The organism is Brevundimonas sp., assembly GCF_046299595.1.
Taxonomy (GTDB): Bacteria; Pseudomonadota; Alphaproteobacteria; order Caulobacterales; family Caulobacteraceae; genus Brevundimonas.
The window spans coordinates 2126470-2139254 of record NZ_JBKBHQ010000001.1 but is presented as its reverse complement, the minus strand read 5'-3'; the positions used below and the strand labels follow the sequence as shown (position 1 = coordinate 2139254).

General features: G+C 69.6%; 12 protein-coding genes. All 12 read left to right on the top strand.

The features are described 5' to 3' along the window. The first annotated feature begins 3 nt into the window (after positions 1–3). The 12 genes from ACK4E3_RS10540 to ACK4E3_RS10485 all read left to right on the top strand — a co-directional run bounded on the left by ACK4E3_RS10540 (position 4) and on the right by ACK4E3_RS10485 (position 12783). Positions 4–1965, top strand: a complete 1962-nt coding sequence (locus ACK4E3_RS10540; protein WP_409700270.1) for a hypothetical protein — start codon at positions 4–6, stop codon at positions 1963–1965. A gap of 562 nt (positions 1966–2527) precedes the next feature. Then, positions 2528–3097: a hypothetical protein gene (locus tag ACK4E3_RS10535; protein ID WP_409700267.1), complete on the top strand. Its 570-nt coding sequence runs from the start codon at positions 2528–2530 to the stop codon at positions 3095–3097. Positions 3098–3373: 276 nt separating this feature from the next. Further along, positions 3374–4876 carry a hypothetical protein gene (locus ACK4E3_RS10530; protein WP_409700263.1) on the top strand — a complete coding sequence of 501 codons (1503 nt, stop codon included), beginning with the start codon at positions 3374–3376 and terminating at the stop codon, positions 4874–4876. Continuing rightward, on the top strand, positions 4873–5352 hold the full coding sequence (locus tag ACK4E3_RS10525; protein WP_409700261.1) for a hypothetical protein: 480 nt from the start codon (positions 4873–4875) through the stop codon (positions 5350–5352). Before ACK4E3_RS10530 ends, ACK4E3_RS10525 begins: the two co-directional genes overlap by 4 nt. A 1-nt stretch (position 5353) precedes the next feature. Then, the gene (locus ACK4E3_RS10520) at positions 5354–5578 is read left to right on the top strand and encodes a hypothetical protein (protein WP_409700257.1); all 225 of its coding nucleotides are present in this window, start codon (positions 5354–5356) and stop codon (positions 5576–5578) included. A 1-nt stretch (position 5579) separates the two neighbouring features. Beyond that, positions 5580–7184: a portal protein gene (locus tag ACK4E3_RS10515; RefSeq protein WP_409700254.1), complete on the top strand. Its 1605-nt coding sequence runs from the start codon at positions 5580–5582 to the stop codon at positions 7182–7184. Continuing rightward, entirely contained in the window at positions 7181–7588 is a 408-nt protein-coding gene (locus tag ACK4E3_RS10510; protein ID WP_409700251.1) for a hypothetical protein, read from the top strand. Before ACK4E3_RS10515 ends, ACK4E3_RS10510 begins: the two co-directional genes overlap by 4 nt. Beyond that, a complete protein-coding gene (locus tag ACK4E3_RS10505) occupies positions 7521–8255 on the top strand; it encodes a hypothetical protein (RefSeq protein WP_409700248.1) in 735 nt (244 codons plus the stop codon). The genes ACK4E3_RS10510 and ACK4E3_RS10505 overlap by 68 nt, the downstream gene beginning before the upstream one ends. A gap of 230 nt (positions 8256–8485) precedes the next feature. Further along, a complete protein-coding gene (locus ACK4E3_RS10500; RefSeq protein WP_409700245.1) occupies positions 8486–9379 on the top strand; it encodes a phage capsid protein in 894 nt (297 codons plus the stop codon). Between the two features lie 124 nt (positions 9380–9503). Further along, positions 9504–10196, top strand: a complete 693-nt coding sequence (locus tag ACK4E3_RS10495) for a hypothetical protein (RefSeq protein ID WP_409700242.1) — start codon at positions 9504–9506, stop codon at positions 10194–10196. Next, positions 10196–10678: a hypothetical protein gene (locus ACK4E3_RS10490; RefSeq protein WP_409700239.1), complete on the top strand. Its 483-nt coding sequence runs from the start codon at positions 10196–10198 to the stop codon at positions 10676–10678. Before ACK4E3_RS10495 ends, ACK4E3_RS10490 begins: the two co-directional genes overlap by 1 nt. Next, positions 10675–12783, top strand: a complete 2109-nt coding sequence (locus tag ACK4E3_RS10485) for a hypothetical protein (RefSeq protein WP_409700237.1) — start codon at positions 10675–10677, stop codon at positions 12781–12783. The genes ACK4E3_RS10490 and ACK4E3_RS10485 overlap by 4 nt, the downstream gene beginning before the upstream one ends. The last annotated feature ends 2 nt before the right edge of the window (positions 12784–12785 follow it).

Sequence of the window (12785 nt, the reverse complement as noted above, 5' to 3'; positions counted from 1 at the left end):
GACATGGACAAAGGCCCCGAGGATGACGTGCCTGCGCAGGATGAGGCGCCCGCCAATGTCGTCTCGCTGACCGACGCCAAGAAGAAGCGCGCGCGCTCGCGCGGCCGCGCCGCCCTGATGGAAGCGCCCGGCCAGACCCGTGGCGGCGGCGGCGGGGGCGGCGGTGCAGGCGGGGGCGACGACGAGCCGCGCATCTATCGCGCCTTGCGGATCCCGCGCATCACGGCCGAGGGCACCCTGACCTATGCGTCAATCGACCTGGAGACGGGTGTGCACGCGCCCTGTCCGGTGCAGCCGCTGGGGAACCGCGACGGGGTGTGCTTTTTCCTCGACCCGCTGGGGCAGCTGGTGGCGCTGGACGGCGGCAAGATGGGCCAGAACCACCTGCGCGCCCTGTTCGGCAGGCACTGCGACTGGCTCAACAGGGCCTTTCCGCAGTTCAATCAGCACGGCACCTGGAAGGGCTTTGCGGCGCAGTATGCCGCCGAAGCGCTGATCAAGGCCGCCAGCGATGCTGGAACCTTCGACACCCGCGACAAGGTGCGCGGGCTGGGCTGCTGGCGATCCGAGGACGGCCAGCTGGTGCAGCACCTGGGCGACCACGTGTTGGTGGGATCGGAGCGGCACGACCCCGGCCAGATCGGCGAGCACGTCTATCCCGGCCGCCCGCCCCTGAAACCCGGCATTGACAAGGCCAGCGAAAGCCAGGCCGCCATGCGCGAGGTGTTCGCCCACTTCGACAGCTGGGCCTGGTCGCGCCCCGATCTGGACCCGCGCCTTCTGCTGGGCTGGATGGGATGCTGCGTCCTGGGCGCGGCGCTGGAATGGCGGCCGATGATCTTCATCACCGGTGACGCCGGCACGGGCAAATCGACGCTGCAGGAGACGATCAAGAAGATGCTGCCCGGCCGCCTGGTGGGCACCGTGGACGCCACGCCCGCCGCCCTGCGCCAGATCATCAACAACGACGCCATCGGGGTGAGCTTCGACGAGATCGAGGCGGACGTGACCACGGATCAGGCCGTGCAGGTGATGAAGCTGGCGCGTGTGGCGGCCAGCGGCGGCACCGTCTATCGCGGCGGCACCGACCACAAGGCCAGCGAGTTCCAGCTGCGCGGCTGTTTCGCGTTTTCAGCGATCATGGCCCCGTCCATGCGCGCCCAGGACATGCAGCGGGTGAGCTTCCTGCGCCTGTTCCCCCTGCCCAAGGATCGCAAGCTGGCCAAGCGCACCGATGCCGAGTGGCGCGAGCTGGGCCAGCAGCTGGTGGCGCGCGTGGTGGCCGGATGGGACCGCTTCGAGGACACGCTGGAAGCCTATGAGGCCGCCCTGATCGAGATGGGGGGGCACAACCAGCGCGGCGCGCGCCAGTATGGCACCCTGATGGCCGTGGCCGACCTGATCCTGCATGACACCGTGCCCGATGCGAGCGCGGCGGCCGGGCTGGTGGCCGGGCTGGAGCGCACCAGCCTCTATGAATACGAGCGCAGTGAGCCCCTGTGGCTGACGCTTTTCCGGCATATCCTGACCGCCCAGCCGGAGCCGTGGCGCTCTGACGGGTTTCCGAGCGTGGGCGAGATCGTGCGGCGCTATCTGAGAGCAGCCGACACGAACCTTGAAGAAGCGAGCAACATGCAGCGCAAGCTGAACCGCGCTGGCCTGGCCGTGGTGCGCGAGCGATCCACCGGCCGCTTCTTCCTGGCCATCCCTGGGAAACACCAGCAGATCAGCGCGATGTTTGCCAACCAGGATGCCCGCGCCCATGGCGGCGATGGCGCATGGACGGGCGCGCTGCGCAACGCCCGGCCCTATGACCGCGAGGAGGGCACGGGCGTGTGGCGCTCTGCCAACGTGCCCCAGCTGGACCGCGAGCGCTGTGTGCAGGTGTGGCTCGACGCCAAGGTGGAAATCAACGGCCATATGGTGCCGATCTTCGAGCGCGACCCGAGCGACGAGACGGACTGAACGGCTCGCCTGCCCCCACCCATCTGACGAAAGAGGCCGCGCAGCGGCCAGCCCGAGCCGATGGCGAGGGCTGGGCGCGGTGCGCGCGGCCACCGTCTGCATCACCCCGTCCGGCCCCGACCCCGTGCAGGCGGTGCGCAGGCGTCCGCGCCCGCATCATTCCCCTTGACCCCGACCCCTTGATGATGACTTTAGAGGGAGACGGGGGCCGCCGAGCCCCTTTTGCGCTCTGCCCCCGGGTTCGGGGAACACGCTTGATACACGCTTTGAGACTTTTAAGCCTCTGAAAAAGCGTAACAAATCGGCAAATGTCTCAAATGTCTCAAATGTATCATTCGGACGCGTATGCGCGCGTGGCGGATCGCGTTCGGGTCGGCATCGTGAAAGCGGTGCTTGTGCGAGCGCGAGAGATACAAATGATACATTTGAGACATGACATAAAAAGCCATTAGAAATCAGGAGGTTGAATGTATCAAAGCGTGTCTCAAACGTGTTCCTGAAACCCTGCCTTGCCCTGCCGCCCTGGGCTCCATGATCGGAGCGAATAAACAAAGGGCTTGATATGTCAGGAGAAAAGAGCGCGCTGGCCGAAGCCGTGGCCGCCCATGAGCCCGAGGCCGAACCGGCGCAGGCCGATCTGCTGGAAGGCTTCGAGGACGCCGAGACCGGCAACGTCGATGCACCGTCGCCCCTGTCGGCCCTGATGCCGAACCGCCGCACCGGGCCGGGCAGGCCCAAGGGGTCGCGCAACAAGAACACCGAGGCGACGCGGGCGTGGCTCTTGAGCCAGCACCGGCACCCGGTGGCCGTGCTCATGGAAGCCTACAGCATGAGCCCGGCCGAGCTGTGCGCCAAGATCGGCGTGGCCGCGACCCAGGACAACCTGCTGGCCGTGTTCAAGATGCAGATGGGCTTCGCCGTCGATGCCGCGCCCTATGTCGCGCAGCGACTGCCCCAGGCGGTGCAGCTCGACGCGCAGAGCCACTTCACGATCCAGCTGGGCGGCGTCGATCTCGGAGGGGTTTCAGCTGGCGCGCGCGGCGGCCTGGCCGAAAAAAACGCAGTGATCGAGGGCGAGGCGCTGCCGGTGAAACTGGCGCAAGTCGGACGCGAGAAGTCGGAAACCGGCTAAAATCCCTGCACAGCAAGGGCGCGGGCGCTAACGGCGGGTTAGTTTCCGGGCCCGTGCGCGCGAGGGGGTGCCCCCCAAAGCGGCCCCCGCCGCCCCTGACGTGGGGTGCGTCCCGCACTTGGCTGCCTTGCCGATCCGGGAGGTGGCCCACGCTTCGACCTGACATCAACGGGTCAGGGTGTGGCCGTGTTCGATCCCCAGAAGTATCTGCCCGCCGGGGAAACGCTGAAGCGATTTCATGAGAGTGGGGCTTTCACGCGACTGTTAGCGGGTCCGGTGGGCTCGGGCAAGACCACGGCGGCGGGCGTGGCCGAGCCGTTCTTCACGGTCATCACCCAGCGGCCGGACGGCCAGGGCGTGCGGCGCGCCAGCGTGGGCGTGCTGCGCGACACCTATCGGAACCTCTACGCCACGACGATGAAGCTGTGGCTGGAGTGGGTGCCGAAGGAGGTGGGCGAGTATCGCGGATCGGATGACCGGCCCGCCTTCCACAAGCTGGAGTTCATGGCGCCCTACATCGACGGGACGCCCGGCGGCGGCAAGTGCGTGCTGGAGGTGGAATGGCGGGCCATGGGCAGCTCCATGGACTACGAGGCCACCTGCCGGGGCTGGGCGCTGCACGGCGCCTATGTGGACGAGGCGGACCTGGTGCCCTTCGGCGCGCTGTCGTATCTGGGCACGCGGGTGCAGCGCGGCGGTCGCAAGGAAGCCCGCGTCTCGCGCGGCGTGTGGGCGACCTTCAACAAGCCCGATGTCGATCACCCCCTGTATCGGGTGTGCGAGGAAGAGCCGCAGGATCCGCGGGAGCTGGCGTTCTTCGACCAGCCGCCGGGCCTGTTGCCGGGCGGCCCGCCCTTCCTGACCAATCCGGCCGCCGAGAACCTGGCCCGGCTGGATGATGATTACTACGTCCGCAGCGCGCTCCAGAGCGGGTCCGATCCCGACTTCGTGCGGCGGATGCTGCGCAACGAATGGGGCACCACGCGCGGCGGCGAGCCGGTCTATCCCGAAGCGGCCAACCGCACCCTGTTCCTCGACTTCGAGATGGAGCCCGAAGGGGCGTGCGAGATCATCATGGGGCAGGACGGCGGGGGAACCCCGGCCGCCGTCATCATGGGCCGCGATCCGCGCGCGCCGGGGCGGCGCATCGTCTTTGCCGAGGTGGTGCTGACCGATCCTCTGGACCCCAAGGGCGAGCGCCTGCTGCATTCCGTGGGCCTGCGCCGCTGGACCGAGGCGCTGGAGGCGGCCCTGCACCCGCGCTTTTCCCGTTGCCGTGTGAGCATGGCCTGGGCCGACCCGAGCGCGTTCTATGGCGTGGACCGGCCCATGGGCGAGCTTTCGACGCTGGAGGCGGCGGCGCAGCGCCTGCGCTTCCCGCTGGCCCCGGCCCCCAGCAACGCCACCGACACGCGCATGGACGCGGTGCGCACCCTGATCGGCCGCGTGAATGCGGTGGACGGCAAGCCCGACCTGCTGATCAACCCGTCATGCCGGTGGCTGCGCCGGGGCTTTGCGGGCGATTTCAAGTGGGAGCCCCTGAACCCGCTCCAGCCGCACCTGAAGCGCAAGCGCCAGAAGACGCCATCGTCTCACGTCATGGAGGCGCTGGAGTATGCCTGCCTTGGCGATCTGGGGCGCGCCGGGGTGATCTCGGGTGAGCGGTACGAGCTGAACCGGGGCGAGGGCGTGCTGTTGAGCACGGGCGAGCGAACGGGCCGCCACGGCGGTCCCGGCCATGGCGGCCCCAGCTATGCGACAGACTGGAGCGTGTTTTGAGCCCGCTCATGGTGTGCCGCACGGCCACGGCCGACCTGCTGGAGGCCCTGGGGAACGATGGCGAGCCGGTGCGGCTGACGCGCCGCCGCTATGGCCAGATGGCCCGGCAGGTGGCCGAGGGCGTGGCCTATTCGCTGCGCACCGGCGACGGGGTGCTGGTGGCCATCGTGGGGCTGTGGCCCGAGGCGGATCACGAGGAAGCCTGGTTCGCCGCAGGCCCGGCCTTTCGCGCCTGTGCGCCGCGCGCCCTGCGCCGCATCCGGCACCTGCTGGAGCAGTTCGCGCCGCTGGCCGGTCTGACCTGCGTGCGGGCCTATGTGATGGCCCCGGCCGGATGGGGCGAGGGCGCCTCGCCCGCCTGCCTTGCGGGGGTGCGGCTTGGGGCAAGGTTGGGCTTCACGATGGCGGGGCTGGATGACGACACCAGCCCGCCCCTGGTGCGGCTGGAACGCCGCTTCGATCACGGGAGCCGATGATATGCAACGTGTCCGCAGCCTGTTCGGGGGCCGCACCCGCGCCGAACGCCGCGCCCAGCGTGATGCCGAGCTGGCGGCGCGCCAGGCCCAGCGTCAGGCCGAGGAAGACGCCCAGCGCGAGCGGTCGGAACGCACCGCCGCCGGGCGCCGCCTGCGCGGCGCAGGCCGGGCCGCCCTGACGTGGGAGGGCCAGCGCATGGGAGCCGCCCAGGTTCTGGGGGGCTGACATGCAGGGCAGCGGCACGCAATCCGGCGGCTGGAGCGTTCAGGACATCCTGAGCCGGTCGCGCGCGGCGCACGCGGCGCGTGCCCAGGTGCAGCCCTATATCGACCGGGCGCTGGAATATGCGATGCCGTGGCGCAAGCCCCAGCAGAAGGGCCGCGAGGCCTTTGACCGCCTGTTCGACAGCAGCGGCCCGACCGGGGTGCATCGCTTTGCCAGCCGCCTTCAGGCGGACTTCTCGCCCAGCTTCTCGCGCTGGTTCGAGCTGGAGTGCGGGCCGCTGGTGCCGCTGGACGAGGCCGAGGAAGTCAACCGCCAGCTGGAGGCGGTAACGAAAATCTGCCACGCGGCGCTGGACGCCAGCGCGTTCCCCAAGGCCAGCCACGAATGCTACACCGATCTGGCCGTGGGCACCGGCGCGCTGCTGGGCGTGCCGGGCACGGACGGCGAGCTGATCCGGTGGACGGCGGTGCCGCCCACGGACCTGGGCATCGAGGAAGGCCCCAGCGGCCGGGTCGATAACGTCTATTGGGAGCGCGACTATCCGGCCGACCAGCTGGAGCGGCTGTGGCCCGGTGCGCGCGGCTGGCCCGAGGGGGTTCAGCGGCTGATCAATGCCAATGCCACCGACAAGGTGCGCGTGCTCCAGGCCAGCTATTACGACGCCAGGGTGCGGCGCTGGCGTTTCGAGGTGCTGTGCCTTCAGGGCAGCGACGGGCCGGGCGACAGCCGTGGCGCGGCGGTGCGGGTCTATTCCAGCCTGAACCGCACGAACCCCTGGATCATCCCGCGCTGGTGGACCACGCCGGGCAACCCGTGGGGCCTTGGCCCCCTGATGCTGGTGCTGCCGGACATCATGACGGCGAACAAGGCCGTGGAAATGATGCTGCGCGCGGCGGCCTATCAGCTGGCCCCGCCCCTGATGGTCAGCCATGACGGCGTGGTCAATCCCGACGCCCTGCGCATTCACCCTCACGCCCTGATCAAGGTCACGCGCACCGGCGGGCAACTGGGCGCGCCCATCGAGCCGCTGGACATGGGCGGCAACGTCAACCTGACCGATCTGGCCCTGCGCGACATGAAGGCGAACATCGCCCAGAACCTGATGGCGCGTCAGCTGCCGCCCGAAAGCGCGGCGGTGCGCTCGCCCACGGAAATCGTCGAGCGCCTGCGCGAGTTCGCCTTCGACACCGGATCGGCCTTCGGACGGCTCAATCACGAGTTCGCCCCCGCCGTGGTCGCGCGCGTGCTGGACCTGCTGGACGCGGCCAAGGTGCCCCTGATCGACTTCGACATGCTCAACATCGACCACCTCGTGATGAAGGTGAAGGTGACAAGCCCGCTGGCACGCGGCCAGCGGCTGGAGGACGTGGAGAGCGCGGCGCGCTTCGTCGAGCTGATCCAGGCCATCGGCGGCGGCGAGCTGAAGATGGCGCTGTGCAACCTTGAGGAAATGCACCGGCTTGGCCCGCTGATGGGGGCTCCCGCGTGGACCGTGCGCCCTGCCGACCAGCGCAGGCAGATCATGCAGGCCATGGGCGAGGCCGCCGCCGAGGCGCAGGCCCCGGCCGAGGCCCCCATGGAGGCCCCCATGGAGGCCATGCCGTGAGAGGCGCAGCCCTGATCGAGGAAACCCTGGCATGGGTGCGCACGGGCGCGATCCGCGCCGAGATGCCGGACGTGGTGGCGCGCGCGCGCGAGGACGAGCTGAAGGCCCTGCCCCGCGAGCGGGTGCAGCGCTTTCAGGCGGCCTTTGGCGGCGAGGCCGGGATGCGCCTGCTGCTGGATTTCGCCGAAATGACCGTGCTGGCGGGTTCGGTGAACCACGCCCTGCCGCCCGACCGGATGCTGCCCGACGCCCTGATCCGGCAGGGCCGCGCCATGGTCTTTGCCATGATCGTCAATCACCTCGATGCCTTCGAGGTTCACCACAGGAGCCCCACAGATGAGCGACCCGAACGCGACCCCGAACCCGAACCCTTCGACCCCGCAGGGCTCATTGCCGGGCGGTGATGCGCCGGGCGGCGATCCCGCTCCCGCCGCGCCCGAAGCCGCTGCCCCCGCCGCGCCCGAAGCCGCTGCCCCCGCGCCTGAAGGCGACCCGGCGGCGCCTGGCGACGATCCGCGCGCCCGCGTGTTCGAGAGCGCCGAGGACTATGCCATCACGGCGGACGATGCCGTGCGCGAGAAGCTGGGCCTGAAGGACGATGACCCTCTGGCCAAGGGCCTGCGCGAATACGCGGCCACCTCGAAGAAGCCGCAGGGCTTCGTCGATGATGTCATCGACCTGGTGCGCGACCTGTCGGATCGTGGCGTGCTGGACACCGGCTTCGACCCGCAGGCCGAGCTGGCGGCGCTGGGCGAGCGTGGCCCCGAGCGGCGCCGCGAGGCGGAAATCTATGTCGAGAGCCTGAAGGATCGCGGCGAGATCAGCGAGGGCGCCTATGCCGAGCTGATGAGCCTGACGCCCACGGCGGCGGGCGTCGAGCTGCTGGAATATTTCCGCAAGGCCCGCCCGGCAGAGGGTGGCGGCACCACGGGCGGGGCGGCCACCAGCGATGCCGACAAGGCCAGGGAAGCGGCCAAGGCCATGGCCAAGGACGAGCGCTACGGCAAGGACCGCCAGTTCACGCTCCAGGCAGATCGCGCCTGGGCCGAAGCCTTCGGCGGGCGGGCCTGACACCCGCCCGGCCCGAGGGGCTTCGCCCTCCCGACCCGAGGGGCTTTCTTTTTGCGGGCCCTCGTCGGGCTTCGCCCTCCCGACCCGAGGCCCTTTCCTTTTGCGGGCCATCGTCGGGCTTCGCCCTCCCGACCCGAGGCCCGCATGATCCTGCCTTGCGCCCTTTCGGGCGGCGCTAGCGTCACGGGGTCAACGATCCCGGCGGGCATCGCCGGAACAGGAGAAGAGCGATGACCCAGAATATCAAGGAATGGTTCATTCCCCGGTTCGAGACCGAGGTGCACCAGGCTTACCAGCAGCGCACCACGCGCCTGGGTGACACCGTTTCGGGTGGTGGCACCTTCGTGGGCGACAAGTGCTACTTCCCGCGCCTCGGCGTGGTCGAGGCCTACGAGAACGTCCGCTTTGCCGAGCTGGCCCTTGCCAATGCCGACCAGGACTTCATCGAGGTGTCGGCCAAGGCGAAGTTCATTGCCTTCGGCCTCTATGACCCGGACCACAACAAGTATTCGATCGCCACGGCGGTGGAATACGGCAAGGCGGCGGCCGCCGCCATCGCCCGCGCCGAAGACCGCGCCATCATCAATGCGCTGAACGTGGCCGGCACGGTGGGCGTCGCACCCATCGGCGGCGGCGCGCCGGTGCCGGTGACCACCATCGGGGACTATGACACGCCCGCCGACCTCGACCTGATCGTCGAGGGCATCACCCTGCTGGGCGAGAACGAGGCCTTCGAGGGCGAGGACATCACCTGCGTGACCCCGTTCCGCAACAAGGTGCTGCTGTCGATGGACCCCTACCTCGCCAAGTCCGACATGAAGGGCAACCGCCCCTGGGAGGACGTGCGCTGGCGTCACACCCAGATGCTGCCCAAGCCCGAGGCCGATGGCGTGGACATCTACCTCTATGCCCGTTCGGCCATGGTCAGTGCCTACAACGACCAGATGACCAAGATCGACGAGCGCCTGGGCGCCTCGCTGACGGACATGAACGGCTACTGGCTCCAGGTGGGTGCGGCCCCGCGCGACGGTCGCGGCATCATCCGCATCAAGTCCAAGGCCACCTTCCCGATCACGCGCCGCGCCACGGACGTGAACGGCCTGGTGGGCATCCTGCCCGCCTAGGGCTGAGGCCAGAAGACCCCGCCCGGCTTGTGGGGATGATCCGGGCGGCGGGGGCGGTGCGTGGCCGAGTGCGCCGCCCCCAATCCCCACAGTCCCCGCCCGATGCACCGGAAGCCCGCGCGCCATGGCCCAGACCGATCTCGATATCTGCAACCGCGCCATCGACCGCGTGTCGGGCGACCGGATCGAGGCGTTCGGCGAGGACAGCCCGCTGGGCGTCTTCTGCACCGCCAACTGGCCGATCTTCCGCGACTGGCTGCTGTCGAAATATCGCTGGAGCTTTGCCAGCACGGTCGCGCAACTGCTTCGCGACGGCGAGGCCGAGGCCCGCGCGGCCCGCCCCTACGCCTATGCCTACAAGCCGCCCGCCGATCTGGTGGGCGCGGTCCATGCCTGGCGCGACAGCGCGCGGCTGGACGCGAGCCCGCGACATGTGACCGTGGCCAGCATGGACGGGGCGCTGTGGTCCGACACCACGCCCCTGTTCGCCGAATACACCGCCCGCGTGGTCGAGGCGCGCTGGCCGGGCTGGATGGTGCGGCTGGCGACCACGGCCTTTGCCGCCGACATGGCCGACTTCTGCCAGAACCGCAGCCTGGCGCGCGATCTTCGCATGGAGGCGTTCGGCACGCCGGGCGAAGGCGGCGAGGGCGGGCTGTATCGCCAGGCCCGCGAGGAAGACGCGCGCCAGGCCCCGCCGCGCCAGCTGGTGACCGGCGTGGATGCCGGGCCGCTGGTGGGCGCGCGCCAGATGGGCGGCTTCGGCCGCAGCTTCGGCAGCAGCGCGCCCGTTACCATCATCATCGGCGGTGAGTGATGCCGCGCGAGATCATCCGTCAGGGAAACTTCACCGCAGGCGAGCTGGACCCGCACCTGAAGGGCCGCCGTGACCTGAAGCCCTATTTCGCCGGGCTGGCAGAGGCCGCCAACATCCTGCCCATGCCGCAGGGTCCGGCGCGCCGCAGGCCCGGCAGCGAGCATTGCGGCTTCGTGCGCGAGAAGCTGGTGGCCGTGCCCGTGGAGCCCGAACAGGTTTCCATGCCCAACGGCGGCAGCGGCGGCGACCTGATCGCGGGCAACGCCACCGCCACGATCACCGGCATGGGCACCATCGACCCCTATGTGGTGGTGGAGATCGACTTTGGCGAGCCGACCGAGGTGGCCGTGGTCGATCTGGAAAACTTCGCCCTGGTGCCGCAGGGCTTCGACCCCGACACCGACATTCCCCCGCCGGTGGCCCCCCCGCAGTATCCCTGGGAGATCCTGCCGCCCTTCGACCAGATCGGGCCGCTGCCATGAGCGCGACGGTGCGCGAGGCCCTGGCCCTGCAATACCAGGACGCGGACGAGGTGTGGCACACGGTGGCCACCTGCGACTTCGGCACCTTCGCGCGCACGCGGAGGCTGGGCCTGCCCGCCGGTGTGCGGGTCAGTGCGCGGCGCTGGCGCATCATCAAGACGGGCGATCACGATTACGGCTTCGAGGTGATCACCGCGCGCCGCCTGCGCCTGTGGCGCGAGAGCGAGGCCCTGTCGGCGGTCAAGCGCTGGAGCTTCGACTTCGACACCGGCGAGCAGCGCTATGGCCTGATCGTGACCGAGGGCCATGTGGACGTCTATAAGCGCGGCCAGTTCGTCGCCTGCATCGCCAGCCCCTATACCGAACAGCAGCTTCTGGAAGTGCGGCGGGCCCAGAGCCTCGACACCCTGCTGGCCTTTCACCGCGAGGTGCCGCCCATGCGCTTTTCGCGCCAGGGAGCCAGCACCGAATGGGACGTGCGCGCCCAGACCTTCGAGAACGTGCCGATCTTCGACTATGACGGCACGCGGGCGGGCGGCGTGGACGAGGTGCAGCAGCTCACCTTCGTGGATTACGTGAACGGCGAGACGTTCAACCTGACGCTGGAGGGCGAGACCACGCCGTCCATTGCCTATTCCACCGACATGACGACGCTGGCGGCTTCGGTGTCCAACGCGCTTCAGACCCTGCCCAACATCGGCACCGGCGGCGTGACGGTCACGAGCACGGCCGACAAGGTGCTGCGCATCACCTTCACGGGGCGCAACCGGGCCGATGACGTGGGCGAGCTGGCCACCCAGGCGATCAGCAGCGCACAGGGCCTGATCCGGGTGGCGACCCTGACCCAGGGCAAGCCGGGCGGCGAGCCGGTCATGAGCGAGACGCGGGGCTGGCCCGCCACGGGGTGCTTCTATCAGAACCGGCTGGTGCTGGCCGGTCTGGCCTCGCGCCCGCAGACGATCCTTTCCAGCCGCGCGGGCTTCTTCTTCGACCTGCGCATCGAGGGCGCGCAGGCGGACAAGGGCATCGACGTGGAGCTGGCCACCGACCAGAGCACGCGCATCCTGGGACTGGTGGCGGGCCGCCACCTTCAGGTGTTCACCCAGAGCGCCGAGTTCTTCTGCCCCGGCCCCTTCACCCCGCCGCCCGAGTTCGTGCGCACCAGCCAGATCGGACTGGCGCCGGGCACGCCCCTGCTGGACATGGAGGGCACCACCCTGTTCGTGGCGGCGGGCCGCGACACGGTGCGCCAGTTCTTCTACGACGACGCGGCCCAGGGCTATGTGTCCGAACCGCTGTCGAGCTTTCACGCCCATCTGACGCGCGACATCGTGGCGGCAGGCTTCCGCCGCCACCGCTCGACGACAGAGCCCAACCTGGCCGCCCTGGTGCGCGAGGACGGCAGCCTGTCGGTGATGAGCGCCCTGCCCTCGCAGGAGGTGCTGGGCTTTGTGCCGTGGACCACGGACGGGGCCTATGTCGAGGCGGGCGGCGAGCTGGCCGGGGATCTGTATGTGATCGTGCGCCGCGAGGTGGACGGCCGTGCGCGCCAGCTGCTGGAGCGCGTCGCGCCCGAGCGCCTGCTGGACGCCAGCGTGGTCATCGAAGGCCCGTTCGACGAGCCCTTGACCGTGGTGTCCGGGCTGGATCACCTGGAGGGCGCCACGGCCACCGTCATCATCGACGGCGGGGACGCGGGCGACGTGGTGATCGAGAACGGCGCGGCCGTCCTGCCCTATGCGCCTCAGGTCAGCGTCGAGATCGGCCGCAACTTCGAGCCGCGCATGACCCTGATGCCCATGGTGATGGAAACCGATCCGCGCGCCGGGGCCTCGATGCGCGCGCGCACCGGCGAGATCGCCCTGCGTCTCGGCCCGAGCGGCGGCGTGCTGAAGGCGGGCATGACCGGAAAACACCTGTGGCCGGTGCCCATGAAGCGCCGCCCGGCCGAACAGCTCGACATCGGCAGCAACATCGACCCGTTCAGCGGCCACACCCGCGTCTATCCGGTGCCCGGTTTCCAGAATGACGCCCAGGTCACCCTGGTGCAGACCCGCCCCGGCCCGCTGGAGGTGCAGGAAATCGTCGCCACGGTGACAAGCTAGGA

What these genes read in the sequence shown, in the direction of transcription:
- ACK4E3_RS10540 (WP_409700270.1), top strand. Translation starts at nt 4, where the DNA reads ATGGACAAAGGCCCCGAGGATGACGTGCCTGCGCAGGATGAGGCGCCC.
- ACK4E3_RS10535 (WP_409700267.1), top strand. Translation starts at nt 2,528, where the DNA reads ATGTCAGGAGAAAAGAGCGCGCTGGCCGAAGCCGTGGCCGCCCATGAG.
- ACK4E3_RS10520 (WP_409700257.1), top strand. Translation starts at nt 5,354, where the DNA reads ATGCAACGTGTCCGCAGCCTGTTCGGGGGCCGCACCCGCGCCGAACGC.
- ACK4E3_RS10515 (WP_409700254.1), top strand. Translation starts at nt 5,580, where the DNA reads ATGCAGGGCAGCGGCACGCAATCCGGCGGCTGGAGCGTTCAGGACATC.
- ACK4E3_RS10505 (WP_409700248.1), top strand. Translation starts at nt 7,521, where the DNA reads ATGAGCGACCCGAACGCGACCCCGAACCCGAACCCTTCGACCCCGCAG.
- ACK4E3_RS10500 (WP_409700245.1), top strand. Translation starts at nt 8,486, where the DNA reads ATGACCCAGAATATCAAGGAATGGTTCATTCCCCGGTTCGAGACCGAG.
- ACK4E3_RS10495 (WP_409700242.1), top strand. Translation starts at nt 9,504, where the DNA reads ATGGCCCAGACCGATCTCGATATCTGCAACCGCGCCATCGACCGCGTG.
- ACK4E3_RS10490 (WP_409700239.1), top strand. Translation starts at nt 10,196, where the DNA reads ATGCCGCGCGAGATCATCCGTCAGGGAAACTTCACCGCAGGCGAGCTG.
- ACK4E3_RS10485 (WP_409700237.1), top strand. Translation starts at nt 10,675, where the DNA reads ATGAGCGCGACGGTGCGCGAGGCCCTGGCCCTGCAATACCAGGACGCG.